Raw genomic sequence first — 24,257 nt, forward strand, 5'->3', positions numbered from 1 at the left:
CCCGGGCTGAAGAATCAGTGGAAGTGCTCGCCACCGCTTGGCGTGTCGTCCGGCATTTCCGCATGCACCAATTCGCCTGCCGGGTCGGCGAACAGCGGCGCGCCGCAGTCGTCGCAATATTCGGCGACAAAATGCTCGGCGTGGCGCTTGACGTGGGTGATGCCCGCTTCGTTCAGGTGGCCCAGGATGTCGTCGAGCGGCGCCTTCTGCTCTTCGATGCCGGAAATGCCGGCGTTGATCAATCCCTCGACCGGGGTGCCGTCCTCGTCTTCCTGGCCATACAGCGGCCAGACGATGCCGTAGATGACGTCGGCCGTCTGGCGCAGCGTGAAACCGACGCGGTATTCGTCGATTTGGCCGTCGGCCGATTCCTCGCCGAAGCCAGCCACCACCGCGCGCAGGTCGGACGGCTCGATTGCGAGCGTGTTGGTCAGATAATGCACGGCGGCGCGGATCGATACCGGACGGATCAGCTTGTCGGCTTCGCGGCAAGCTACGTAATACGCTTCCGGCAGCAGCAATTCGATGCCGCAGCCGGGCAGCAGCCGGGCCACGTTTGGCGTTGCCTGTTCCTGCCACTGCGCCAGTGCGAGGCTGCGTTCGGCGGCGAAATTGATATGGTGCTGCGGCTCCTGCCAGCGAAACAGCGGTGCGCCGAGCGGCGCCACCACTGCCATCAGCAGGTAGCGGGTGTCGGCCAGGAAGGGCGCCGTGTCCGGCGTCTTGGCGGCCGGCTTGATTGAGCCGCCCTTGAAGGCCGCCTGCGCCAGCTTGTGGGTGACGGCGTAGGTTTCAGCGTGGGTGCGCGGCAGCTGATCGATCGAAAACAGCGTCGGCGCGATCGCCACCCGCGTGCCGGCGGCCAGCATGTGGGCCGAAAAATGCGCCGACAGGGTCGACAGCAAGTCGGCCGGGATGCTGCCCGAACCAATCGAGAAACGCGTCCAGGCGAGGATCGGCGCCGCCACCAGCAGCGCTTGCCAGCTGGTCTCGACGCCGTCGTTCAGTTCCACCATGACCGACGATTCACTGACCGCCTCGACTGCTTCCATCAGCACGTCGTAGGCGTTCAGGTCGTCCTTGAACAGCGTATTGAGCACGTTGTCGACGGTGTCCTGGTGGCTTGATTTAAGCAGCTTTTGAAGCTGCGTATCCAGTTGACGCTCCCAGGCCCGTTCCTCGATGCGGCTGGCGGCCTGCGCGATGGCAATGGAGATGCTGACGAGACGTTGGCTCTCGGCAGACAGTTTGTGGGATGAATCTTTTGATGGACGACGCATAGCGCTATTGAGCTCTTTAATAAGTGGCATGAAAGTGGCATGAGCGGGCCGGGATCATCATTGACGACCAACCCTCATCACCCGTATTGTAGTTGATTCGGCCACGGACGATGAACACGGCGCAAGCAGGGCTAAAAATGGTGCTGTGCCTTATCCGCTGTTGCAAAAATTTGGCTCATTGGTCGATGCCTGCCAGTGTTTCATGAGCAGTGGCGGCGTACCTGAGCTGGTTTTCGATCATCGCTGCAAAAAATACCATAGAAAGAAAACCGGTTTAAAACCGGCGCCCCGGCACTTGCCACCGCGCACACGCGAAGCGCGCTGCGGCGGATCGTGCAGAGACCACGATCCAGGCCAAAAAAACGCCGAACTCATTCGGCGTTTTTTGAAAGCGTCCGCGGGGGACGCTCCAGGTCAAGCCTGCGTTACGCAGCCAGCAGCTGGCGCAAGACGAACGGCAGGATGCCGCCGTGCTTGTAGTAATCGACTTCGATCGGGGTATCGATGCGCAGCAGTACGCACACGTCCTGCGTCTCGCCGTTGGCGCGGTGGATGACCAGGGTAGCCAGTTGCTGCGGCTTGATCTCGCCTTCCAGGCCCTTCAGGTCGAACGTCTCGTCGCCGGTGATACCGAGCGTCTGCACGCTGTCGTCGCCGATGAACTGCAGTGGCAGCACGCCCATGCCGACCAGGTTGGAGCGGTGGATGCGCTCGAAGGATCGGGTAATGACAGCTTTTACGCCCAGCAGCTGGGTGCCCTTGGCAGCCCAGTCGCGCGACGAGCCGGTGCCGTACTCTTCGCCGCCGAACACCATCGTCGGCACGCCGTCGGCGACGTAGCGCATCGCCGCGTCGTAGATCGACATCTGTTCGCCCGACGGCTGGTGGATCGTGATGCCGCCTTCGACTGCCGAACCGTCGGCCTTGGCCGGGATCATGCGGTTCTTGATGCGCACGTTGGCAAAGGTGCCGCGCATCATGATTTCATGGTTGCCGCGGCGCGAGCCGTAGGAGTTGAAGTCAGCCTTCAGGACGCCCTTGGCCTTGAGCCACTGGCCGGCCGGGCCGTTTTCCTGGATCGAACCGGCCGGGGAGATGTGGTCGGTGGTGATCGAGTCGCCGAACACGCCCAGCGCGCGCGCGCCAAGGATGCCGGTGGCGGCCGCTTTCGGCGTCATCGTGAAGTCGTCGAAAAACGGCGGCTCGGCGATGTAGGTCGAGGTCGGCCAGTTGTAGACCTGGCCCGACACCGTTGTGACTTTTTCCCACAGTGCGCCCGGCGCGCCCTTGACGTCGGCGTAGTTCTTCTTGAACACGTCGGCGTTCATGGCGAACTTCATCACGTCGTTGACTTCTTTCGAGGTCGGCCAGATGTCGCCCAGGTAGACGTCGCGTCCGCCCGTGCCTTTGCCGACCGGCTCGGTCATCAGGTCGCGCGTCATGTTGCCGGCGATCGCGTAGGCCACCACCAGTGGCGGCGAGGCGAGGAAGTTGGAACGGATGTTCGGGTGGATCCGCGCTTCGAAGTTGCGGTTGCCCGACAGGACGGCCGAGGCGACGATGTCGTTGTCGATGATCGCCGTGTTCATTTCGGCCGTCAGGTCGCCGGCGTTGCCGATGCAGGTGGTGCAGCCATAGGCGGTGACGCCAAAGCCCAGTTGCTCCATGTACGGCAGCAGGCCGGCCGCGGTCAGGTACTCGGTCACCACGCGCGAGCCGGGCGCCAGCGACGTCTTGATGTGCGGCGCCACCGTCAAGCCGGCTTCCACCGCTTTTTTGGCCAACAGGCCGGCGGCCAGCATCACGCTCGGGTTCGAGGTGTTGGTGCAGGAAGTGATGGCGGCGATCAGCACGTCGCCGTTCTTGACGTTCAAGCCATTGCTGGTCTCATACACGTTGGTCAGATCGGCGGCGATCTTGTTGAAACCGTTTTCCGAGGTCGGCTTGGAAAACAGTTCGGCGAAATTCGACTTGACGTTGCCCAGTTCGATACGGTCCTGCGGACGCTTCGGGCCGGCCAGTGACGGCGTGACGGTGGCAAGGTCGAGCGTGACGACGCGGGTGTAGTCGATGTCGCCCGCTTGCGGGATGCCGTACATGCCCTGCGCCTTGTAGTAGTTCTGGAAAGCGGTGATCTCGTCGTCCGTGCGGCCGGTGCCTTTGAAGTATTCGACGGTGGCGTCGTCGACCGGAAAAAATCCCATCGTGGCGCCGTATTCAGGTGCCATGTTGGCGATCGTGGCGCGGTCGGTCAGGGTCAAGGACTCGGTGCCGTCGCCGAAGAACTCGACGAACTTGCCGACGACTTTTTCGCGGCGCAGCAATTCGGTGATGGTCAGCACCAGGTCGGTGGCGGTGCAGCCTTCGCGCAGCGCGCCGAGCAGGTGGACGCCGACCACGTCGGGGGTCAGGAAGTAGACCGGCTGGCCCAGCATGCCGGCTTCGGCTTCGATGCCGCCGACGCCCCAGCCGACGACGCCGATGCCGTTGATCATGGTGGTGTGCGAATCGGTGCCGACCAGGGTGTCGGGATAGTACGTGTTACCGGCCTTGTGGACGCCGCGCGCCAGGTACTCGAGGTTGACCTGGTGGACGATGCCGAAGCCCGGCGGCACCACGCCGAAGGTGTCGAACGCCTGCATGCCCCATTTCATGAACTGGTAACGCTCGTTGTTGCGCGAGAATTCCAGCTTCATGTTCAGGTCGAGCGCGCCTTTTTCGCGGAAATGGTCGATCGTCACCGAGTGGTCGACCACCAAGTCGACCGGCACCAGCGGCTCGATGTTTTTCGGGTTCAGGCCCATCTTGTGGGCAACGTTGCGCATCGCGGCCAGGTCGGCCAGCAGCGGCACGCCGGTGAAGTCCTGCAGCACCACGCGGGCGACGACGAACGGGATTTCATCGGTGCGCTCGCCGTTTGGCGCCCAGTTGGCCAGCTGGCGCACGTGCTCTTCGGTGACCTTCTTGCCGTCGCAGTTGCGCAGCACCGATTCGAGCACGATGCGGATCGATACCGGCAGGCGCGAAATGTTGACGCCCAAGCTTTTTTCCAGGGCAGGCAGCGAGTAAAACTGGCCCTTCTTGCCGGCCGACAGTTTGAAATCCTTGAGCGTGTTCATGGTGTTGCTGGACATAACCTCTCCTTTAGTGGTGGCTTGTTATTAGATTAAAGCGGTGTGGCCGGCGCCGGCGGCATTGTTTCAGGTGCCGGTGCCGTTATCTTTGCCGGCGTCGGCAGCGTCGGCAGCATCGGCTCGATTGTTTCCTTCACTGTGGCCGAAACCGTCCCGGCTGGCTTCGACGATGCGGCGTTGCCGGCTACCTGGTCGGCATTCTTGCATTCGTTCGCCAGCTGACGGTTCTGCTTGGCGTCGAGCAGCATGCCTTTCGACGGAATGCCGATCCAGATCAGGCCGAACGTGGTGTTTTCGAAACGCTGGGCGCCGGTGGTGGTGCCGACCCGCTCTAACCGGTGGATGCGCTTCTTCCAGCGCAGCGCGATGTGCGAATCGTCTTTTTCGTTGATGAAGATCGTCAGCTTGTTGCCCAGTTCGCAGCTGTAGTCGGTGGTGGTGCTGTCGGTGGTGTCGGCGTCGGGACCGTCGGGAATCGCCGACGCTTCCGCTTTCGGATGCACGGCCTTGGCCGCGGCCTTGGTTTTGGCAGGTTTCTTTGGCTCGGCGGCGAACGACGGCGCCGCCACCAGGCTCGCCGCGGCCAGCGCCAGGCTGACAGCGATCATTGTTTTGGAAAATGTGGTCATTGAATTAAATGGGTTCCGGTTGGGAGTCTTGATTGACCAGTGCCGCCGCAGCTTCCGGCAACGCCAGGCCTGCCAGCTTCGCGCGCTGCAGTACGGTCCAATAATAGCGGTAGCTGGCACGGTCGTGTAGCCGGCCATGCTGGGCAATCGGTCCCCAGCGCGCGTTGGCCGCATCGACCAGGATGTTGGTTGCCTCATTGACTTCCGACATGCGCGGGGTGAAAGCCTTGATGATCGGCTTGATCTGGTTCGGATGGATGCTCCACATGCGGGTGAAACCGAATTCGGCGGCGGCGCGCTGGGCGTCGTTGGCGACCACCGCGCTGTCCTTGAGTTCGGTCGTCACGTTGTGCGCGGGCACCTTGCCATGGGCGTGGCAGGCCGCCACCATCTCCAGCTTGGCGCGCACCACCAGCGGGTGGGTGAACTGCAGCGGCGTGCGCATGGCGTTGCCGGGGATGGCGCCGTAGTGGGACGAGACGAAATCCATGATGCCAAACGAGAGGCACTCGACCTGGGGCAGGGCGGCGATGTCCCAGGCGTCGCGCAGCGCGCCATGGGTTTCGATCAGCACGTGGATCGGCAGCGCGGCGCGCCCGGCCGGTTGCGCGTAGCGGTTGACGAATTCGATCATGCGCTTTACGTCGGCTAGGTTGTCCGCTTTTGGGAGCGTCAGGTAGGCCAGCTTGCCGGCGCAGGCGCCGACGATGGTGGCGACATCGAAAGCGAAGTGCGCGCTGGCGCTGTCGTGCACGCGCGCGCCGATGCGGCCGAAGCGATTGGTGTCGTCGCCAAGCAGCGTGGCGACCAGGTGGGCGTGTTCCTGCTCGGCGCCAGCAGCGGCGCCGTCTTCGCAGTCGAAGGTGATGTCGAACAGGGGCCCGAGCTCCTGCTGCAGCGCGCTTGACTTGCGCATCAGCTTTTCGGAGCCGGCGTAGTGGTCGCAGGTGGGCAGCAGCAATGGCTGGCGCTTGCCCTGGAATAGGACTTCGGATGGATTCATGCGTGTATTTGGGGAAGCATTTGCTGAAATTTGCTTTGAAACAGGCGAAGAGCGGAGCGAAGAACTACCCGCGTCAGTGCCGCCAGGGGCGGCGCGGACGCGGGTGCGGCGAACAGGTGGGCTGGATGGCTCCACGAAATGCGCCGCCTGGTACTTAGGCCAGCAGGTGGGCGACGCCGTCGCGTTCTTCGGTCAGTTCCTTGAGCGTGAGGTTGATGCGCTCTTGCGAGAACTGGTCGATGGCGAGGCCCTGGACGATGGCGTACTCGCCGTTCTCGACCGTGACCGGGAAGCCGAACATGGTGCCTTCCGGGATGCCGTACGAGCCGTCCGACGGGATGCCCATCGTGGTCCACTTGCCGCCGGTGCCGAGGTGCCAGTCGTGCATGTGATCGATCGCCGCGTTGGCGGCGGAGGCCGCCGACGACAGGCCGCGCGCTTCGATGATCGCTCCGCCGCGCTTGCCGACGGTCGGCAGGAAGGTGTCGCGGTTCCAGGCGTCGTCGCCGATGGTGTCCTTGACCGACTGGCCGTCGATGGTGGCGAAACGGTAATCGGCGTACATCGTCGGCGAATGGTTGCCCCACACGCACAGCTGCTCGATCGAAGCGACCGGCTTGCCGACCTTGGCGGCGATTTGCGACAGCGCGCGGTTATGGTCCAGGCGCAGCATGGCGGTGAAATTTTTGGCTGGCAGCGAAGGCGCCGATTTCATCGCGATATAGGCGTTGGTATTGGCCGGGTTGCCGACCACCAGCACCTTGACGTTACGCGAAGCGACGGCGTCGAGCGCCTTGCCCTGCACCGTAAAAATCTGCGCGTTCGCTTCCAGCAGGTCCTTGCGTTCCATGCCCGGACCGCGCGGGCGCGCGCCGACCAGCAGGGCGAAGTCGGCGTCCTTGAACGCGGTCATCGGATCGCTGTGGGCGGTCATGCCGGCCAGCAGCGGGAAGGCGCAGTCATCGACTTCCATCATGACGCCCTTGAGCGCCTTTTGCGCTTTTTCGTCAGCGATTTCCAGCAGTTGCAAGATGACCGGCTGGTCCTTGCCCAGCATGTCGCCGTTAGCGATGCGGAACAACAGGGAATAGCCGATCTGGCCGGCGGCGCCGGTGACAGCAACGCGCATTGGGGTTTTAGCCATGAGAATCTCCAAGGTGGGAAAGAAAACGGTCGAAGCCGAGGATACGCTTGTTTGGGGAAACTGTAATCATATCGAAACCGAACCCCTTCCGGACCGCGGTGGGAGAAGCTTGACTCGCGCGGAACCGTCGGCGTATGCCGGATCGACCGTGAGTTTAGGCCGCGCAAGCCCATCTGTCAATTTATATCATATGTCTTATATAAGACACATAATATATGAGTTATTGCTGGACGGCGCAAGCCAATTGTGGTGAAATCCTGGTCTATGAACCCACTCCCATCCCATCCTCAAGGCGATGGCAACATGCCAGCCGGGGCCAGCGGCTCGACTGCGGGCGCCGGCAACCTGCCTACCTTCAGCCCGCTTTACCAGCAGATCAAGGCGCTGCTCACGCAAAGCCTGCAATCGGGCGAATGGAAGCCCGGCGAACTGATTCCCAGCGAAGTCGAACTGGCCGCCCGCTTCAAGGTGAGCCAGGGCACGGTGCGCAAGGCGATCGACGAGCTGGCGGCCGAAAACCTCGTCATGCGGCGCCAGGGCAAGGGTACGTTCGTGTCGACCCACCACGAGGAGCGCGCCCATTTCCGCTTCCTCAGGCTGATGCCCGACGCCGGCGTGCCGCACCATCCGGACAACCGCATCCTCGACGTCGCCCGCCGCAGCGCGCCGGCCGAAGTGGCCCAACTGCTGGACCTGAAAGCGGGCGACGCCGTGATTTACATCCGGCGCCTGATGTTGTTCGACGGCGCCCCGACCATCCTTGAAGAACTGTGGCTGCCCGGCGCCATCTTCAAGGGCCTGACGGCCGAACGCCTTGACCAGTACAAAGGGCCGATGTACGGCCTGTTCGAGTCGGAGTTCGGCACCCGCATGATCCGCGCCAGCGAGAAAATCCGGGCGGTCGGCGCCGACGCCAGCGCGGCCGAGCTGCTGGGCGTCGCCGCAGCCACGCCGCTGCTGTTTGCCGAGCGCGTTTCGTTCACTTACGGCGACAAGGCGGTCGAGCTGCGGCGCGGGCTGTACTTGACTGCCCATCACCATTATCAAAACGATTTGTCCTAGACAGCGACCCGTCAGCGGCCGATGGCGGCGCCTGCAGGAATATCCGGCACGGATTAAAATGGCCGGGTTCAAGAAAAAATTCACGGTATCTGACGCTAGATACTGTTGCAGTACATAAAAATCGTTGAAAATAGCGCGCTTATCATTTTATCATTTTATCATTTTGTCAGTTTGTCTAGAGAGGTGTCGTCATGTCTGAAGCCGTGCGGGAAATTCCAAAAAAACAGCGGCGTGAATTCCGTAATATCCATATCACGGAGCTGAGCAATTACCGCATGACGCTGGCATCGATCGTATCGATCCTGCACCGCATCAGCGGCTTCATCATGTTCGTCGCGCTGCCGCTGGTGCTGTACATGCTGCAACAAAGTCTGCTGTCGGAAGACACCTTCAAACACTTCGCCGGCATCGCCTCGCACCCGCTGGCCAAGCTGGTGATCCTCGGCCTGGCCTGGGCCTATTTCCAGCATTTCTGCGCCGGCGTGCGCCACCTGTTCATGGACCTGCACCTGGGCCTGGACAAGGATTCGGCCCGCCAAAGCAGCGTCGGCGTGCTCTCCGCCAGCGTGCTGCTGACCTTCCTCACCGCCCTCAAACTGTTTGGAGTGTTTTAAGATGGCTAATAATAATATCGGCCCGAAGCGCATGGTCGTCGGCGCGCATTACGGCTTGAAGGACTGGCTGGCCCAGCGTATCACCGCCGTTGTGATGGCGGTCTATACCTTTACCCTGCTGTTTTCTTTCCTCTCCGGCCAGAACTTCACGTATGAAGGCTGGGCCGGCATGTTCGCCCACCAATGGTTCAAGCTGTTCTCGCTGGTCACTTTTGCGGCGCTGTTTTTTCACGCCTGGGTCGGCTTGCGCGACATCTGGATGGATTACGTCAAATCGGTCGGCCTGCGCCTGACCTTGCAGATGGCCACCATCGTCTGGCTGCTCGTCTGTGCCGCCTGGACAGTACAAATTCTCTGGAGTGTTTAACGTGGCAGCCATTAAAAACGCAATTCCTACCCGCCGCTTTGACGCGGTCATCATCGGCGCCGGCGGTTCCGGCATGCGCGCTTCCTTGCAACTGGCAGAAGCCGGCCTGAACGTCGCCGTGCTGTCGAAGGTATTTCCGACCCGTTCGCATACCGTGGCGGCCCAGGGCGGCATTGGCGCCTCGCTCGGCAACATGAGCGAGGACGACTGGTACTGGCACATGTTCGACACCGTCAAGGGCGGCGACTACCTGGGCGATCAGGATGCGATCGAATTCATGTGCCGCGAAGCGCCGAAAGTGGTCTACGAGCTCGAACACTTCGGCATGCCGTTCGACCGTAATCCGGACGGCACGATTTACCAGCGTCCTTTTGGCGGCCACACCGCCAACTTCGGCGAGAAGCCGGTGCAGCGCGCCTGCGCCGCGGCAGACCGCACCGGCCACGCGCTGTTGCACACGCTCTATCAACGCAATGTGCGCGCCCGCACCCACTTCTTTGTCGAATGGATGGCGCTCGACCTGATCCGCGACGCCGACGGCGACGTCATCGGCGTCGTCGCGCTTGAAATGGAGACGGGCGAATGCATGATCCTGGAAGCGAAAACGACGATCATGGCCACTGGCGGCGCCGGCCGTATCTGGGCCGCATCGACCAACGCCTTCATTAACACCGGCGACGGCATGGGCATGGCGACGCGCGCCGGCCTGCCGCTGCAGGACATGGAGTTCTGGCAGTTCCATCCGACCGGCGTGGCCGGCGCGGGCGTCCTGATCACCGAAGGGGTGCGCGGCGAAGGCGGCATCCTGATCAATAGCAACGGCGAACGCTTCATGGAGCGCTACGCGCCGACCCTGAAAGACCTGGCGCCGCGCGACTTCGTGTCGCGCTCGATGGACCAGGAAATCAAGGAAGGCCGCGGCTGCGGTCCGAACAAGGATTACGTGCTGCTCGATTTGCGCCACATCGGCGCCGAGACGATCGCCAAGCGCCTGCCGTCGATCCTCGAGATCGGCCACAAGTTCGCCAACGTCGACGCGACCAAGGAACCGATTCCGGTGGTGCCGACGATTCACTACCAGATGGGCGGCATCCCGACCAACATCCACGGCCAGGTCGTCGCGCCCAAGGACGGCGACCCGGTCGCCGTGGTGAACGGCCTGTACGCGATCGGCGAATGCGCCTGCGTCTCGGTGCATGGCGCCAACCGCCTCGGCACCAACTCGCTGCTCGATTTGCTGGTGTTCGGCCGCGCGGCCGGCAACCACGTCGTCGCCTCCAACCTGAAGCAAAAAGAAAACAAGCCGCTGCCCGAAGGCGCCGCCGACTTCGCACTGGCGCGCTTGGCAAACCTGGAAAATTCGACCGGCACGGAAAAAGTGCAAGACGTCGCCAACGACATCCGCGCCACGATGCAGAAGTTCTGCGGCGTGTTCCGTACCGATGCGCTGCTGACGCAAGGTTACAAGGAAATCATGCTGCTCGCCGAGCGCTGCAAGCACGTGGCGTTCAAGGACAAATCAAAAGTGTTCAACACCGCGCGGGTCGAAGCGCTGGAACTGGACAACCTGATCGAAACGGCCAAGGCGACCATCGCCTCGGCGGTGGCGCGCAAGGAGTCGCGCGGCGCGCATGCGCACATGGATTTCCCGCAGCGCGACGACGACGTCTGGATGAAGCACACGCTGTATTTCTCGGAGAACAACCGGCTCGAGTACAAGCCGGTGATCACCAAGCCGCTGACGGTCGATACCTTCAAGCCAAAACCACGCACATTCTAAGTTAGGCAAGTCATGACACGCACAGTAAAGCTGAAAATCTACCGCTACAATCCGGACCAGGATGCCAAGCCGTACATGCAGGACGTTACCGTCGAGCTGCAGGACTCCGACAAGATGCTGCTCGACGCACTGCAGCGCATCAAGGCCGACGTCGACGACACCTTGTCGCTGCGCCGCTCGTGCCGCGAAGGCGTGTGCGGCTCGGACGCGATGAACATTAATGGCAAGAACGGCCTGGCCTGCACCACCAACCTGAACGAGCTGACCGAACCGATCGTGCTGCGTCCGCTGCCGGGCCTGCCGGTGATCCGCGACCTGATCGTCGACATGACGCAGTTTTTCAAGCAATACGACTCGATCAAGCCCTACCTCATCAACGACTCGATCCCGCCTGAAAAAGAGCGGCTGCAAAGCCCGCTCGAGCGCGAAGAGCTCGATGGCCTGTACGAGTGCATCCTGTGCGCCTGCTGCTCGACGTCGTGCCCGTCGTTCTGGTGGAACCCGGACAAGTTCGTCGGCCCCGCCGGCCTCCTGCAAGCTTACCGCTTCATCGCCGACTCGCGCGACGAGAACACCGCCGCGCGGCTCGACAACCTGGAAGACCCGTACCGCCTGTTCCGCTGCCACTCGATCATGAACTGCGTCGACGTCTGCCCGAAAGGCTTGAACCCGAACCGTGCGATCGGCAAGATCAAGGAATTGATGGTCCGCCGCGCCGTCTGATTGTGAAAATAAATACAGTAGTAGTACCGTACTGTCCATTTCGGGCAGGCGGAGTATGATGTTGACCAAACAACGGACTCTAGTGTGACTACGCATCAATCCGATCCGGCCAACCGCGCCCGCCTGCGCTGGCGCAGCCGCCGGGGACTGCTCGAAAATGACCTGATTCTCACCCGCTTTCTCGACGCCAACGAGGCGACCCTGAGCGACGAGGACGTCGATGCGCTGACGCGCCTGCTCGACCTGGCGGACAACCCGCTGATGGACTTGCTGCTGGCGCGCAACGAACCCGATGGCGAGATTGACCTGCCGCACGTGCGCGCCCTGCTGGCGCGGCTGCGGCAAACGTAGGGCCCGGTTCCCGTATTTTTATTTTGTAGACTCGCATCCAAGAAGGAAGTGAAATGAATATCTCCGAAACCAAAGCTACCCTGTCGTTCTCCGATGGCAGCGCGGCCATTGACATGCCGATCTACAATGGCACCATCGGCCCGGACGTCATCGACATCCGCAAGCTGTACGCCCAGACTGGAAAATTTACCTACGACCCTGGCTTCATGTCGACCGCCGCCTGCAATTCGGCGATCACCTACATCGACGGCGACAAGGGCGAGCTACGCTACCGCGGCTACCCGATCGAACAGCTGGCCGAAAACTGCGACTTCCTCGACACCTGCTACCTGCTGCTGAACGGCGAACTGCCGAGTGCCGCACAGAGCAAGACCTTTGACGCGACCGTCACCAAGCACACGATGGTGCACGAGCAGATGCAATTCTTCTTCCGTGGCTTCCGCCGCGATGCCCACCCGATGTCGGTACTGGTCGGCACGGTCGGCGCGCTGGCCTCGTTCTACCACGACTCGCTCGACATCAACGATCCGCACCACCGCGAAGTATCGGCCATCCGCCTGATTGGCAAGATGCCGACCCTGGTGGCCATGTCGTACAAGTACTCGATGGGCCAGCCGTTCATGTATCCGCGCAACGACCTGTCGTACAGCGCCAACTTCATGCGCATGATGTTCGGCAATCCGTGCGAAGAGTATGTCGTCAACGACGTGCTGGTGCGCGCGCTCGACCGCATCCTCATCCTGCACGCCGACCACGAGCAGAACGCGTCGACGTCGACGGTCCGCCTGGCGGGGTCGTCCGGCGCCAATCCGTTTGCGTGTATTGCCGCCGGCATCGCCTGCCTGTGGGGTCCGGCGCACGGCGGTGCCAACGAAGCGGCACTCACCATGCTCAAGGAAATCGGCACCGTCGACAACATCCCCGAGTTCATCGCCAAGGTGAAAGACAAGAACTCCGGCGTCAAGCTGATGGGTTTCGGTCACCGCGTCTACAAGAACTTCGACCCGCGCGCAAAATTGATGCGCGAAACCTGCCACGAGGTGCTCGACGAACTCGGCCTGCACGACGACCCGTTGTTCAAGCTGGCGATGGCGCTGGAGAAAATCGCCCTGGAAGACGAGTATTTCGTGTCGCGCAAACTGTATCCGAACGTCGATTTTTACTCCGGCATCGTGCAATCGGCGCTCGGCATCCCGGTGTCGCTGTTCACCGGTATCTTCGCGATGGCCCGCACCGTCGGCTGGATCGCCCAGTGGAACGAGATGATCGCCGATCCCGAGCAAAAGATCGGCCGTCCGCGCCAGCTGTACATCGGCGACACCACGCGCGATGTGCCGGCGATGGACCAGCGCTGATTTTCAAAGGCCATGAAAAAAGCGAGCTTCGGCTCGCTTTTTTTTCGATTGTTTAACGCGATGATTGAAACGACGGTTACTTGCACTTGCCCCGGGCCGCCGCAATGAGCAGCAACCAGCCGCAACCAGCAGCAACCAGCAGCAACGGCATTGCCCGCAGGCCGCCACCGCTGAAGAGGCCAATCAAAGCTGAGAAGTACGATTTGCGGCCTGGATCAATATTGGTAGGTGTACAATATTTACTCCAGAAAGATCACCGTCACGAGGATTGCATGAAGTCATTGTTTGCCTTTGCCTTACTACTGCTGATGAACGTCTGCAGCGCCGCCAACCCGGCGCCGCCGGCCGCCTGGTTCAGCAACGCCGGGCGCAGCGATGTGTTGACCGGCGGGGTGCGGATGATTCCCATATCCACGCCCAAAGGCAGCTTCAATGTCTGGACCAAGCGTGTCGGCAACAATCCGACCATCAAGGTCTTGCTGCTGCACGGTGGCCCCGGCATGACGCACGAATACTTCGAAGCGTTCGACAGCTATCTGCCGGGCGCCAGCGTCGAATATTATTACTACGACCAGCTCGGTTCGGCCTATAGCGACCAGCCTGACGAGCCTTCGCTGGTGAACCTGCCGCGCTATGTGGACGAGGTCGAGCAGGTGCGCAAGGCGCTTGGGCTCGACCGCAGCAATTTCTTTGTGCTGGGCCACTCCTGGGGCGGCATCCTGGCGATCGAATATGCGCTGAAATACCCGCAAAATTTGAAAGGCGTGATCATCTCGAACATGATGGCCAGCATCCCGGCTTACAACGCGTATGCGCAAAAAGTGCTGATGCCGGCGATGGACCAGGAGGCGCTGGCGGAAATCCGGCAACTCGAGACCGACGGCAAATATGCCGATCCGCGTTACATGGACCTGTTGATGCCGCACCACTATGCCCATCACATCTTGCGCATGCCGCCGGATACATGGCCGGAGCCGGTCATGCGTTCGTTCAAAAAGGTCAATAACAAGGTCTACATCCCGATGCAAGGTCCCAGCGAACTGGGCGCCAGCGGCGCGTTGCTGGACTGGGACCGCGTGGCCGACCTGCCGCGCGTAAGCGTGCCGACGCTCGTCATCGGCGCGCGCTACGACACGATGGACCCGGCTCACATGAAGATGATGGCCGCCAAGGTCAAGCGCGGGCGCTACCTGTACTGCCCGAACGGCAGCCACATGGCCATGTACGATGACCAGAAGACCTACGTCGAAGGCCTTATTCGCTTCCTGCGCGACGTCGACGCCGGCCGTTTTTGAATTTCACCTGGGACGACAATGAAGCGATTCATCCTCGCCTGCTCGCTGCTGCTGCTGCTGCTGATCAGCGCCGGCGCGCTCGCCCAGGACATCGACGCCGCCATCAGGCAGCAGGTCAACGTGTTTATCGACGAGTGGCATGACGATGCGGCGCACGCACGCGCGGCCTATTTCGACAAGATGGCCAAAGACGGCGTCTACATCGGCACCGACAAGACCGAGCTGTGGCGCCGCGACGACTTCAAGGCCTGGGCAAAAAAATACTTCGAGCGCAAATCGGCCTGGGCCTTCAAACGCATCGAACGTAACGTCTATGTCGGCGCCGACAAGCACACCATCTGGTTCGACGAGCTGCTCGATACGTCGATGGGGGTGTGCCGCGCCAGCGGCGTGATCTACAAGACGGCGAGCGGTTTCGAGATCAAGCATTATCAGTTACCGATCGCCGTGCCGAACGCCGTCACGGCGCCGGTCACCAAGATCATCAAGGATTTCGAGGCGAAGAGCGCCGCAACATAGAAAGGTCGCAGTGCCCGGCGAAGCCCACTACATTGGCCGTTTCGCACCGTCGCCGACCGGCCGCCTGCATGCCGGTTCGCTCGTTGCGGCGGTGGCCAGTTATCTCGACGCCCGCGCCCACGGCGGCCGCTGGCTGGTGCGCATCGAGGATGTCGACGAGGCGCGCAGCGCGCCGGGCGCGGCCGATGCGGTGCTGGACCTGCTGCGCCAGCTCGGCATGCACCGGGATGGCGAAGTCATGTGGCAAAGCCGGCGCGGCGCGCTGTACCAGGCGGCGTTCGAGCACCTGCGCGAGGCTAGCTATCCGTGCGGCTGCAACCGGCGCGAGATCGCCGACTCGCGGCTCGGCACCGCGCCCGACGGCTCGGCGGTGTATCCCGGCACCTGCCGCCAGGGCCTCGGCGCCGGCAAAGCCATGCGCAGTCTGCGCCTGCGCGTCCCCGCGCCGGGCGAGGACCTAGTGCGCTTCGTCGACCGCTTTGCCGGACCGGTCCTGCACTACCTGGCGCGGGACGCCGGCGACTTCGTGCTCCGGCGCGCCGACGGTTATTGGGCCTACCAGCTGGCGGTGGTGGTCGACGATGCCGCGCAAGGCGTCACCGACGTGGTGCGCGGTGCCGACCTGCTCGATTCGACGCCGCGCCAGATCTACCTGCAGCGCCTGCTCGGCGTGCCGACGCCGCGCTACCTTCACGTGCCGGTGCTACGCAACGAACATGGCGAGAAGCTGTCCAAGCAGACGGGCGCTTGCGCGGTGACGCCGCAGGGCGAAGCCGAAGCGGTGGCCGCCTTGCTGGCAGCGGCGCGCAGCCTCGGCTTGCCGCTTGACACTGCCGCGCGCGAACCCTGCAGGTCGCTGGCCGCATTCTGGCCGGCGGCGATTGGCGCCTGGGCGAGCTTGCTGGCGGCGCATGGCGAGACGCTGTAAGCCGTCGTCGGCAAGCGCGCCGTGTGGGCGAATTCCTGGCTGTCCGGCATAATGTGAAAGACAAAAGGATTTATTATGCACATTAAATTTCTGATACTGTCGTGGCTGGCCGCATCCAGCCTGGCTTGCGCCCAGGACGTTTCGCTGCTGGCCGGTTCACTCGACAGCCATAAGGCGCAGGAACGCTCGTTCGCCGCCGAACTCGGCTTTTCGCAGCGGATGAACGACTTCTTCTCGCTCAGTGCCGAGTACTACAACGAAGGTCATCCGCGCCAGCATCACCGCGACGGCTTTACCTCGCAGCTGTGGCTGCACACGCCGTACCCGGAGCATGGCGCCTCGTTCGGCGTTGCCGTCGGCCCCTATTATTATTTCGACACCACCACCGGCCTTGGGGCCGCCAGCGATTACCGCAATTTGCACGGCTGGGGCAAATTGTTCAGCGCCAGCGCAAAATGGCATTTTAAGAAGCGTTCCTACGTGGAAGTGCGCGTCAATCACGTCAGCACGCATGGCGACGGCGATTCGAACAGCGTGCTGATCGGCATGGGCTATGAATTGAAGAACGTGCCGGACCGCGAGCGCCTGAAAACCGAGAGGCCGGGCGACCGGCTGTTGATGGTCCAGGCCGGCCAGGCTATCGTCAACAGTTTCGAATCCGAGCGCGCTGCCGCCTACGGCATCGAGTACCGCGATACCGTCACCCAGAACATGGAATGGAGCGTCACCGCGCTCAATGAAGGACGGGTCGGGCTGGTGCAGCGCAAGGGCGTGGCCGGGCAAATCTGGCTGCTGCGCCCGTTCACCGACCGCACCGTGCTCGAACTGGGCGGCGGCGGCTACCTGATGCGCGACCGCATCAACCGCAACAACGCGAACGAAGCATCGAAGACCCACTTGGTGCCGATCGTCACCATCGGCATGCGCTACCGGATCAATCCGGATTGGCGCGCCCAGCTCAGTTTCAGCCGGGTCGTCACCGACTACCACCGCGATTCCGATATCCTGCTGGTGGGCATCGGCCGGGTGTTTTAAAGCGCGCCGGGGCGGCTTTCAGTCCTTCAGCGCGTACGAGCGCAGCAAGAACTGCATCTTGCCGCCTTCACGCTCGCACATTCCGGTCATTGTCTCGCCCTTGCCGACAACGTACGTAAGCAACGTGCCGGCGGTCTTGGCTGCGCAAGCGGCGTGCGCCGCAGTGGGGACCGCCGGCAGCGGGGGTGGCGCAGGCGGGGCGGGTGGAACAGGGGGCTCGGGCGGCAACGGTGGCGGCGGGCACCTGCCGCTGCTCGAGTGGCAGCTGTGTTGATCGGGTTCGTTTGCCGGCGCCGCGCCTGCAACCGTGCCGAGCATGATGAACATGCCTGGCAACAGCAGCGAAATGATGTTCATGGTGTCTCCTGGTTGATCGGGATTGGTCGGCGTGCAGTCGGTGGAGAAAATGCGCAGCCGATGACCCCAGTGTGCCGCCCGATTGTGGAGAAACCGTGTAGAAGGCGGGGAAACTTTTACAGGTCGAGCCGATAGCCCAGGCCGTAGATCGAATGGATGGCGTCGAAGTCCGGCAGCGCGGCGGCGAGCTTGCGGCGCAGGTTCCTGATGTGGCTGTCGACGGCGCGGTCGCCCACGCCGAGGCTGTCCTGGCAGGCCAGGTCGAGCAACTGCGCGCGCGAGAACACCTGGCCTGGCCTAGCAGCCATGCCGGCCAGGATGAAAAATTCGGTCGGCGTCAGCGCGAGCGGGCGGCCGTGAATCGACATGCGCTGGCCGGCGGCGTCGACGCTGAGCCAGCTACCAGGTGCAGCGAAGTCGGCCCGCCGCGGGGACGCCCGCCGCAATATGGCTTTGATGCGTGCCATCAGTTCGCGCGGGCTGAACGGTTTGCACAGGTAGTCGTCGGCGCCAGTGTCCAGCCCGATCAGCCGGTCGATCTCTGCCACCCGCGCCGTCACCATCACGATCGGCACGCTTGAGAACGAGCGTACCGCACGGCACACGGCCAACCCGTCCAGGCCAGGCAGCATCAGGTCAAGCACGATCAGATCGGGGTCGCCGGCGCGCACCGCCGCCAGCGCATCGAGGCCGTTGCCAAACATTGTCGGCGCGTAGCCGGCCGCCCGCGCATAGTCGGCCACCAGCGCCGCCAGTTCCGGCTCGTCCTCGACGATGAACAGCGACGCGCTCATGCCGGCAACAGCGGCAGCGACAGCATCACCCGCAGGCCGCCCAGTGGCGAATGCGCGAACGCCAGTTGTCCGCCATGCGCCTCGGCGATGCGCAGGCACAGCGCAAGCCCGAGGCCGGCCCCGCCCAGCGAACGGCTGCGCGACGCGTCGACCCGGTAAAAACGCTGGCCCAGCTTTGCGCCGGCCTGCTCGCAAGCGAGCTGCCACAGGTCGAGCGGCGCCTTGTTGCATCCGAGCTCGCCAACGTCGGCGCGCGCCAGCGCGTACAGCTGGTCGAGCAGGGTGTTGGAGGGACATCACCTGGCGCAGCATCGCCGCGGTGCTGTCCCTGCCGGCCGGGCGCACGCCATCCTGGATCGCTTCCAACTGGGCGCGCAGCACCGACAGCGGGGTGCGCAGCTCGTGCGAGGTGTCGGCCACCCACTGGCGTCGCGCATCCTCGGCCGCGCCGAGGGTATGCGCCAGCCGGTTGAAGCTTTGTGCCAGTTCGCCCAGCTCGTCGCTGCGCTGTTCAGGCAGGCGAGTGTCGAAACGGCCTTCGGCAAGCAGGCGGGCACCGATGTTCAGGCGGGCGATCGGGCGCCGGAAATGCGCCGCCAGCAGCATGGCCGTCAGCGCGCTCAATGCGATGCCGGCAGCGCCGATGATCAGCACGTTGTGCCCCAGCTGTTGCAGGAAGGCGCCGGCCAGCGCATCGCTCGGGCGGCGCGCCCTGGCCACCGCGAGGTAGCCGATCGGCGCGCCTGTGCCCGGGATGGCGCGCCGCGCCGCGCCGCCAGTTCGGCGCCCGGCAGCCGGCCGGCCAGCCATCTGCCTTGCGCATCGAGCAGGCTGATGCGCTCCTGCAGCGGCAGTTCGGCATCGACAGCGAAGCCCGCCGGCGTCTCGGGGGCGTTTGGCATGGCGGGCGGCGGCAGCGGCGGCAAGGGCGGCTGGGGTGGCTGGGGTGGCTGGGGTGGCTGGATTGGCTGGGCCGCCGCTGGCGCCAGCTCCCTCCCGCCGCCGCCGCTGGCGGTTCGGGCCGGCCCGGGGGCGCGGCGTTCGCGCTGCAGGCGCGCCAGTTCGCCGACGATCCAATCTTGGCGCACCGCCTGGCCGCCGCCGATGAAGCCCCAGCCTTCATAAGCTTGGTAGCCGGCCGCCAGCGCCGCCGACAGTTCGCCAAGGCGGTCGAGCTCGATGCTTTGCGCGTAGTCGGAAAAGCTGTCCGTCACCTGCTGGCGCAGCAGCAAGATGGCGCTGGCCGCGACCGCGAGAATCGCCAACAGTACGCAGGCAAACAGGCGGTGGCCGATCGACAGTCTCATGCGAAAGGGCCTTTCGGGAATCGATCAAGCCGTGAGTGTCATACAAAATAGCCTAAAAGCAACACTGTGGCAGGCGAGGGCAGCAAGCGGGAAAGTTCTTGGAATGCAACATTCCGTCGTGTTATTCGCACGATTGGGTGTCGCGTTACAATATCGCGTGGTATTGTGATGAGCCTCAAAGATTTCAGATATAAAAGTCCTTCCCCACAACTTGATGTGCAATCCGCTAACCGGTCAGGCCGTGTCGCGGAAGGTTAGATTAACCCGCCAATTTCGCGAAGCGCGAAGAAAGGTGAGCAAGATGATGCAGCAACAGACAGCGAACTCATATCTGTTCGGTGGTAACGCCCCCTACGTGGAAGATTTATACGAGGCTTATCTCGACAACCCTGGTTCTGTGCCCGACAACTGGCGCTCGTATTTCGACTCGATGCAGAACGTGCCGGCAGTGGACGGTTCGAACAAGCCCGACGTCGCCCACGCCTCCGTCATCGCCTCGTTCGCGGAACGCGCGAAGGCCGGCCCCATGCGTGTCGTGACCGCTTCGGCCGACGCCGAAATGGGACGCAAGCGCGTCGCCGTCACCCAGCTGATCGCCACCTACCGCAACCTCGGTTCGCAATGGGCCAACCTGGACCCGCTGCAGCGCCAGGAGCGGCCGACCATTCCTGAAATGGAACCGGCGTTCTACGGCTTCACCGATGCCGACCTGGACATCCAGTTCAATATCAGCAACACCTATTTTGGCCAGGAAACTGCGTCCCTGCGCGACCTGCTCAACTTCCTGCGCGAAACTTATTGCCGTTCGATCGGCGCTGAGTTCATGTACATCAGCGATCCGGCCGAGAAGCGCTGGCTGCAGGAAAAGCTCGAATCGATTCGCTCGACGCCGAATTTCACGGCCGAGAAAAAAATCCACATCCTCGACCGCCTGACGGCCGCCGAAGGCCTCGAGCGCTACCTCCACACCAAATACGTCGGCCAGAAGCGCTTCTCGCTGGAGGGTTCCGAGTCGTTCATCGCCTCGATCGACGAAACGATCCAGCGCGCCGGCGAAAACGGCGTGCAGGAAATCGTCATCGGCATGGCCCACCGCGGCCGCCTGAACGTGCTGGTCAACACGCTCGGCAAGTCGCCGGCCGAATTGTTCGAAGAATTCGAAGGCAAGCACGGCGACGAACTGCCGTCGGGCGACGTCAAGTACCACCAGGGCTTCTCGAGCGATATCTCGACCGCCGGCGGCCCGGTTCACCTGTCGCTGGCCTTTAATCCTTCCCACCTCGAGATCGTCAACCCGGTCGTCGAGGGTTCCGTCAAGGCGCGCATGGACCGCCGCGGCGACAAGGAAGGCTCGCAAGTGCTGCCGATCCTGGTGCACGGCGACGCCGCTTTCGCCGGCCAGGGCGTGGTGATGGAAACGCTGAACCTGGCGCAGACGCGTGGCTACGGCACCGGCGGCACGGTGCACATCGTGATCAACAACCAGATCGGCTTCACCACGTCGGACCCGCGCGACTCGCGCTCGACCTTGTACTGCTCGGACGTGGTCAAGATGATCGAAGCGCCGGTGCTGCACATTAACGGCGACGATCCCGAAGCCGTGGTGCTGGCGACCCAGATCGCGATGGACTACCGCGTGCTGTTCAAGAAGGACATCGTCCTCGACATCATCTGCTACCGCAAGCTCGGCCACAACGAGCAGGACACCCCGGCGCTGACCCAGCCGCTGATGTACAAGAAGATCGCCCAGCACCCGGGCACCCGCAAGCTGTACGCCGACAAGCTGGCCGCGCAAGGCACCATCGCGCTCGACGCCGGCGACAAGATGGTTGCCGCCTTCCGCGACGCCATGGACGCCGGCAAGCACACGGTCGACCCGGTCATCTCGAACTTCAAGAACAAGTACGCCGTCGACTGGCTGCCGTTCCTGAACAAAAAGTGGACCGACAGCGCCGACACGGCGGTGCCGATGACCGAACTGAAACGCCTGGCCCAGCGCATCACCACGGTGCCGGAAGACTTCAAGGTCCACTCGTTGGTCGAAAAAGTACTGGCCGACCGCGCCTCGATGGGCCGCGGCGAGTCGAACCTCGACTGGGGCATGGGCGAACACCTGGCCTACGCTTCGCTGGTGTCGTCCGGCTACGCGATCCGCCTGACCGGCCAGGACGCCGGTCGCGGTACCTTCGTGCACCGCCACGCGGTGCTGCACGACCAGAACCGCGAGCGCTGGGATGCCGGCAGTTATGTCCCGCTGTCGAATGTGTCGGAGGCCCAGGCGCCGTTCACGGTGATCGACTCGGTGCTGTCGGAAGAAGCGGTGCTCGCCTTCGAGTACGGCTATTCGACGGCCGAGCCGAACACGCTGACCATCTGGGAAGCGCAGTTCGGCGACTTCGCCAACGGCGCCCAGGTGGTGATCGACCAGTTCATCAGCTCCGGCGAAGTGAAGTGGGGCCGCGCTTCCGGCCTGGTGATGATGCTGCCGCACGGTTATGAAGGCCAGGGTCCCGAGCACTCGTCGGCCCGTCCCGAGCGTTTCCTGCAACTGTGCGCCGACAACAACATGCAAGTGGTGCAACCGACGACGTCGGCGCAGATCTTCCACCTGCTGCGCCGCCAGATGGTGCGCCAGTTCAGGAAGCCCTTGGTCATCATGACGCCGAAGTCGCTGTTGCGTAACAAGGACGCCGGTTCCGCCTTGACCGATCTGGCCAAGGGCGCCTTCCAGACCGTGATCGGCGAAGTCGACGACAAGGTCGAGGCGAAGAAAGTCAAGCGCGTCATCGCCTGCTCCGGCAAGGTCTATTACGACTTGGTCAACGCCCGCAAGACGCGCGGCCTGACTGACGTCGCCATCATCCGTGTCGAGCAGCTGTATCCGTTCCCGCACAAGTCGTTTGCAGCCGAACTGAAGAAGTTCCCGAATGCGACCGAGCTGGTATGGACCCAGGACGAGCCGCAGAACCAGGGGCCGTGGTTCCAAATCCAGCACAACATCTTCGAGAGCCTGGAGTCAGGCCAGCGCCTGGCCTATGCGGGCCGGCCCGCTTCGGCGTCGCCGGCAGTCGGTTACTACGACAAGCACTACGCGCAGCAGAAGGAATTGCTGGAAACGGCATTCTCGAAACTCAAGGGTTTTATCTTGACCAAATAGGTCCGGGTGGTGAGCCGCGCCAATTGCGCGATACAGCAATGACGCGGCGCCCCGCCACAGGCGGGGCGCCGAAAAAACAAGATACGGAGTTCTACATGGCACAAATTGAAGTCAAGGTTCCACAACTGTCGGAGTCGGTAGCGGAAGCGACCATGCTTTCATGGCACAAGAAAGTCGGCGAGCCGGTGGCGCGCGACGAAAACCTGATCGACATCGAAACCGATAAAGTGGTTCTTGAACTGCCGGCGCCAGCCGCGGGCGTGATCGTCCAGATCATCAAGGGCGACGGCACCACCGTGGTTGCCGGCGAAGTGATCGCCATCATCGATACCGAAGCATCTGCCATGGTCAGCCCGATCCCGATTTCGGCAGTGGCTACGCCAAACGCACCGGTCGCCGGCGTCGCAAGCGCTGCCGCGCCCGCGGGCACCAAGGGCGACGTTGCCATGCCGGCCGCCGCCAAGATACTGGCCGATAACGCCATGAGTACCAGTCAGGTCGCCGGCACCGGCAGGGACGGCCGCGTCACCAAGGGCGACGTGCTGGACGCGCTGTCGTCGGCCGCAAAGCCTGCGCCGGTTGCGCCGATGGCACTGGTTACCGCACCGGCGAAACCGGCGCTGCAGCAGATCCAGGCGCCGGCGATGGCCAGCCTGGGCGATCGTCCGGAAGAGCGCGTGCCGATGAGCCGCCTGCGCGCCCGCATCGCCGAGCGCCTGGTGATGTCGCAGTCGACCAACGCGATCCTGACAACGTTCAATGAAGTGAACATGCAGCCGGTGATCGACCTGCGCAACAAGTACAAGGACAGGTTCGAGAAAGAGCACGGCGTCAAGCTCGGCTTCATGTCGTTCTTCGTCAAGGCGGCCGTCGCCGCCCTCAAGAAGTACCCTGTCATCAACGCGTCGGTCGACGGCAACGACATCGTCTACCACGGCTACTTCGACATCGGCATCGCGGTCGGTTCGCCGCGCGGCTTGGTGGTGCCGATCCTGCGCAACGCCGACCAGATGTCGATTGCCGACATCGAAAAGAAAATCGGCGAATTCGGCGCCAAGGCCAAGGAAGGCAAGCTGACCATGGAAGACCTGACCGGCGGCACCTTCTCGATCTCGAACGGCGGCATTTTCGGCTCGATGCTGTCGACCCCGATCATCAACCCGCCGCAGGCGGCCATCCTCGGCGTGCACGCCACCAAGGACCGCGCTGTCGTCGAAAACGGCGTTGTCGTGGTGCGTCCGATGAATTACCTGGCGATGTCGTACGACCACCGCATCATCGACGGCCGCGAAGCCGTCTTGGGCCTGGTCGCGATGAAGGAAACGCTGGAAGATCCATCGCGCCTGCTGCTCGACCTGTAACATGAGGCGATGCGCCGAACCGAAACCGGCGCGCTGACGGCAAGCGCGTGCCAACTGTGTTT

The 24,257-nt window shown here is 63.0% G+C and carries 21 protein-coding genes and 1 pseudogene; 13 read left to right on the forward strand and 9 right to left on the reverse strand.

From position 1 onward, the window contains the following. Positions 1 to 14 precede the first annotated feature (14 nt). The 5 genes from CR103_RS05985 to CR103_RS06005 all read right to left on the reverse strand — a co-directional run bounded on the left by CR103_RS05985 (position 15) and on the right by CR103_RS06005 (position 7,190). Positions 15 to 1,280 (reverse strand): DUF2863 family protein, encoded by a 1,266-nt coding sequence (locus CR103_RS05985; RefSeq protein ID WP_099915094.1) that lies wholly within the window; start codon positions 1,278 to 1,280, stop codon positions 15 to 17. A gap of 425 nt (positions 1,281 to 1,705) precedes the next feature. Continuing rightward, a complete protein-coding gene (gene acnA / locus CR103_RS05990) occupies positions 1,706 to 4,414 on the reverse strand; it encodes an aconitate hydratase AcnA (RefSeq protein WP_099915095.1) in 2,709 nt (902 codons plus the stop codon). 32 nt (positions 4,415 to 4,446) lie between these two features. Next, entirely contained in the window at positions 4,447 to 5,022 is a 576-nt protein-coding gene (locus CR103_RS05995; protein WP_307719681.1) for a hypothetical protein, read from the reverse strand. 25 nt (positions 5,023 to 5,047) lie between these two features. Further along, on the reverse strand, positions 5,048 to 6,046 hold the full coding sequence (locus tag CR103_RS06000) for an HpcH/HpaI aldolase/citrate lyase family protein (RefSeq protein ID WP_099915096.1): 999 nt from the start codon (positions 6,044 to 6,046) through the stop codon (positions 5,048 to 5,050). 154 nt (positions 6,047 to 6,200) lie between these two features. Beyond that, positions 6,201 to 7,190, reverse strand: a complete 990-nt coding sequence (locus CR103_RS06005; protein WP_099915097.1) for a malate dehydrogenase — start codon at positions 7,188 to 7,190, stop codon at positions 6,201 to 6,203. A gap of 264 nt (positions 7,191 to 7,454) precedes the next feature. Here CR103_RS06005 and CR103_RS06010 point away from each other — a divergent pair, with 264 nt between their 5' ends. The 11 genes from CR103_RS06010 (at position 7,455) to CR103_RS06060 (ending at position 17,219) form a co-directional block, all read left to right on the forward strand. Next, complete coding sequence (locus CR103_RS06010) at positions 7,455 to 8,252, forward strand: GntR family transcriptional regulator (RefSeq protein WP_099915098.1); 798 nt, start codon at positions 7,455 to 7,457, stop codon at positions 8,250 to 8,252. A gap of 191 nt (positions 8,253 to 8,443) precedes the next feature. After that, positions 8,444 to 8,866 carry a succinate dehydrogenase, cytochrome b556 subunit gene (gene sdhC, locus CR103_RS06015; RefSeq protein WP_099915099.1) on the forward strand — a complete coding sequence of 141 codons (423 nt, stop codon included), beginning with the start codon at positions 8,444 to 8,446 and terminating at the stop codon, positions 8,864 to 8,866. A 1-nt stretch (position 8,867) separates the two neighbouring features. Beyond that, positions 8,868 to 9,233: a succinate dehydrogenase, hydrophobic membrane anchor protein gene (gene sdhD, locus CR103_RS06020; RefSeq protein WP_099915100.1), complete on the forward strand. Its 366-nt coding sequence runs from the start codon at positions 8,868 to 8,870 to the stop codon at positions 9,231 to 9,233. Between the two features lies 1 nt (position 9,234). Beyond that, positions 9,235 to 11,013, forward strand: a complete 1,779-nt coding sequence (gene sdhA, locus CR103_RS06025) for a succinate dehydrogenase flavoprotein subunit (RefSeq protein WP_099915101.1) — start codon at positions 9,235 to 9,237, stop codon at positions 11,011 to 11,013. Between the two features lie 12 nt (positions 11,014 to 11,025). Next, positions 11,026 to 11,736: a succinate dehydrogenase iron-sulfur subunit gene (locus CR103_RS06030; protein WP_099915102.1), complete on the forward strand. Its 711-nt coding sequence runs from the start codon at positions 11,026 to 11,028 to the stop codon at positions 11,734 to 11,736. An 84-nt stretch (positions 11,737 to 11,820) separates the two neighbouring features. Beyond that, the gene (locus tag CR103_RS06035) at positions 11,821 to 12,087 is read left to right on the forward strand and encodes an FAD assembly factor SdhE (RefSeq protein ID WP_099915103.1); all 267 of its coding nucleotides are present in this window, start codon (positions 11,821 to 11,823) and stop codon (positions 12,085 to 12,087) included. A gap of 53 nt (positions 12,088 to 12,140) precedes the next feature. Continuing rightward, entirely contained in the window at positions 12,141 to 13,442 is a 1,302-nt protein-coding gene (locus tag CR103_RS06040) for a citrate synthase (RefSeq protein WP_099915104.1), read from the forward strand. 272 nt (positions 13,443 to 13,714) lie between these two features. Beyond that, positions 13,715 to 14,737, forward strand: a complete 1,023-nt coding sequence (locus CR103_RS06045) for a proline iminopeptidase-family hydrolase (RefSeq protein ID WP_099915105.1) — start codon at positions 13,715 to 13,717, stop codon at positions 14,735 to 14,737. Positions 14,738 to 14,755: 18 nt separating this feature from the next. Then, positions 14,756 to 15,256: a nuclear transport factor 2 family protein gene (locus CR103_RS06050; protein ID WP_099915106.1), complete on the forward strand. Its 501-nt coding sequence runs from the start codon at positions 14,756 to 14,758 to the stop codon at positions 15,254 to 15,256. A 10-nt stretch (positions 15,257 to 15,266) separates the two neighbouring features. Then, entirely contained in the window at positions 15,267 to 16,184 is a 918-nt protein-coding gene (gene gluQRS, locus CR103_RS06055; RefSeq protein WP_099915107.1) for a tRNA glutamyl-Q(34) synthetase GluQRS, read from the forward strand. Positions 16,185 to 16,259: 75 nt separating this feature from the next. After that, positions 16,260 to 17,219: a hypothetical protein gene (locus CR103_RS06060; RefSeq protein ID WP_099915108.1), complete on the forward strand. Its 960-nt coding sequence runs from the start codon at positions 16,260 to 16,262 to the stop codon at positions 17,217 to 17,219. 18 nt (positions 17,220 to 17,237) lie between these two features. On the opposite strand, the gene CR103_RS22500 is transcribed toward CR103_RS06060, so the two are convergent. The 4 genes and pseudogenes from CR103_RS22500 to CR103_RS22510 all read right to left on the reverse strand — a co-directional run bounded on the left by CR103_RS22500 (position 17,238) and on the right by CR103_RS22510 (position 19,677). After that, positions 17,238 to 17,576 (reverse strand): hypothetical protein, encoded by a 339-nt coding sequence (locus tag CR103_RS22500; protein WP_180279292.1) that lies wholly within the window; start codon positions 17,574 to 17,576, stop codon positions 17,238 to 17,240. Between the two features lie 116 nt (positions 17,577 to 17,692). Further along, positions 17,693 to 18,370 carry a response regulator gene (locus CR103_RS06070; protein WP_099915162.1) on the reverse strand — a complete coding sequence of 226 codons (678 nt, stop codon included), beginning with the start codon at positions 18,368 to 18,370 and terminating at the stop codon, positions 17,693 to 17,695. A gap of 297 nt (positions 18,371 to 18,667) precedes the next feature. Then, positions 18,668 to 18,976 (reverse strand): annotated as a pseudogene (locus tag CR103_RS22505) (HAMP domain-containing protein); the annotation flags it as partial. Between the two features lie 41 nt (positions 18,977 to 19,017). Next, entirely contained in the window at positions 19,018 to 19,677 is a 660-nt protein-coding gene (locus CR103_RS22510) for a hypothetical protein (protein WP_180279293.1), read from the reverse strand. A gap of 301 nt (positions 19,678 to 19,978) precedes the next feature. On the opposite strand from CR103_RS22510, the gene CR103_RS06090 reads away from it, so the two are divergent. Continuing rightward, positions 19,979 to 22,834, forward strand: coding sequence for a 2-oxoglutarate dehydrogenase E1 component (locus CR103_RS06090; protein ID WP_099915109.1), 2,856 nt, complete (start codon positions 19,979 to 19,981; stop codon positions 22,832 to 22,834). Positions 22,835 to 22,929: 95 nt separating this feature from the next. Then, on the forward strand, positions 22,930 to 24,195 hold the full coding sequence (gene odhB, locus CR103_RS06095) for a 2-oxoglutarate dehydrogenase complex dihydrolipoyllysine-residue succinyltransferase (RefSeq protein WP_099915164.1): 1,266 nt from the start codon (positions 22,930 to 22,932) through the stop codon (positions 24,193 to 24,195). The last annotated feature ends 62 nt before the right edge of the window (positions 24,196 to 24,257 follow it).

It is taken from the genome of Massilia psychrophila, from assembly GCF_002760665.1.
Lineage (GTDB): Bacteria > Pseudomonadota > Gammaproteobacteria > Burkholderiales > Burkholderiaceae_D > JAFCUW01.

Coding starts and splice junctions, on each gene's coding strand:
- CR103_RS06030 (WP_099915102.1), top strand. CDS start 11,026: ATGACACGCACAGTAAAGCTGAAAATCTACCGCTACAATCCGGACCAG.
- CR103_RS05995 (WP_307719681.1), bottom strand. CDS start 5,022: ATGATCGCTGTCAGCCTGGCGCTGGCCGCGGCGAGCCTGGTGGCGGCG.
- CR103_RS22510 (WP_180279293.1), bottom strand. CDS start 19,677: ATGAGACTGTCGATCGGCCACCGCCTGTTTGCCTGCGTACTGTTGGCG.
- CR103_RS06000 (WP_099915096.1), bottom strand. CDS start 6,046: ATGAATCCATCCGAAGTCCTATTCCAGGGCAAGCGCCAGCCATTGCTG.
- acnA (WP_099915095.1), bottom strand. CDS start 4,414: ATGTCCAGCAACACCATGAACACGCTCAAGGATTTCAAACTGTCGGCC.
- CR103_RS06005 (WP_099915097.1), bottom strand. CDS start 7,190: ATGGCTAAAACCCCAATGCGCGTTGCTGTCACCGGCGCCGCCGGCCAG.
- CR103_RS22500 (WP_180279292.1), bottom strand. CDS start 17,576: ATGAACATCATTTCGCTGCTGTTGCCAGGCATGTTCATCATGCTCGGC.
- CR103_RS06010 (WP_099915098.1), top strand. CDS start 7,455: ATGAACCCACTCCCATCCCATCCTCAAGGCGATGGCAACATGCCAGCC.
- odhB (WP_099915164.1), top strand. CDS start 22,930: ATGGCACAAATTGAAGTCAAGGTTCCACAACTGTCGGAGTCGGTAGCG.
- CR103_RS06060 (WP_099915108.1), top strand. CDS start 16,260: ATGCACATTAAATTTCTGATACTGTCGTGGCTGGCCGCATCCAGCCTG.
- CR103_RS06070 (WP_099915162.1), bottom strand. CDS start 18,370: ATGAGCGCGTCGCTGTTCATCGTCGAGGACGAGCCGGAACTGGCGGCG.
- CR103_RS06045 (WP_099915105.1), top strand. CDS start 13,715: ATGAAGTCATTGTTTGCCTTTGCCTTACTACTGCTGATGAACGTCTGC.
- sdhC (WP_099915099.1), top strand. CDS start 8,444: ATGTCTGAAGCCGTGCGGGAAATTCCAAAAAAACAGCGGCGTGAATTC.
- CR103_RS06090 (WP_099915109.1), top strand. CDS start 19,979: ATGATGCAGCAACAGACAGCGAACTCATATCTGTTCGGTGGTAACGCC.
- CR103_RS06050 (WP_099915106.1), top strand. CDS start 14,756: ATGAAGCGATTCATCCTCGCCTGCTCGCTGCTGCTGCTGCTGCTGATC.
- CR103_RS05985 (WP_099915094.1), bottom strand. CDS start 1,280: ATGCGTCGTCCATCAAAAGATTCATCCCACAAACTGTCTGCCGAGAGC.
- sdhD (WP_099915100.1), top strand. CDS start 8,868: ATGGCTAATAATAATATCGGCCCGAAGCGCATGGTCGTCGGCGCGCAT.
- CR103_RS06040 (WP_099915104.1), top strand. CDS start 12,141: ATGAATATCTCCGAAACCAAAGCTACCCTGTCGTTCTCCGATGGCAGC.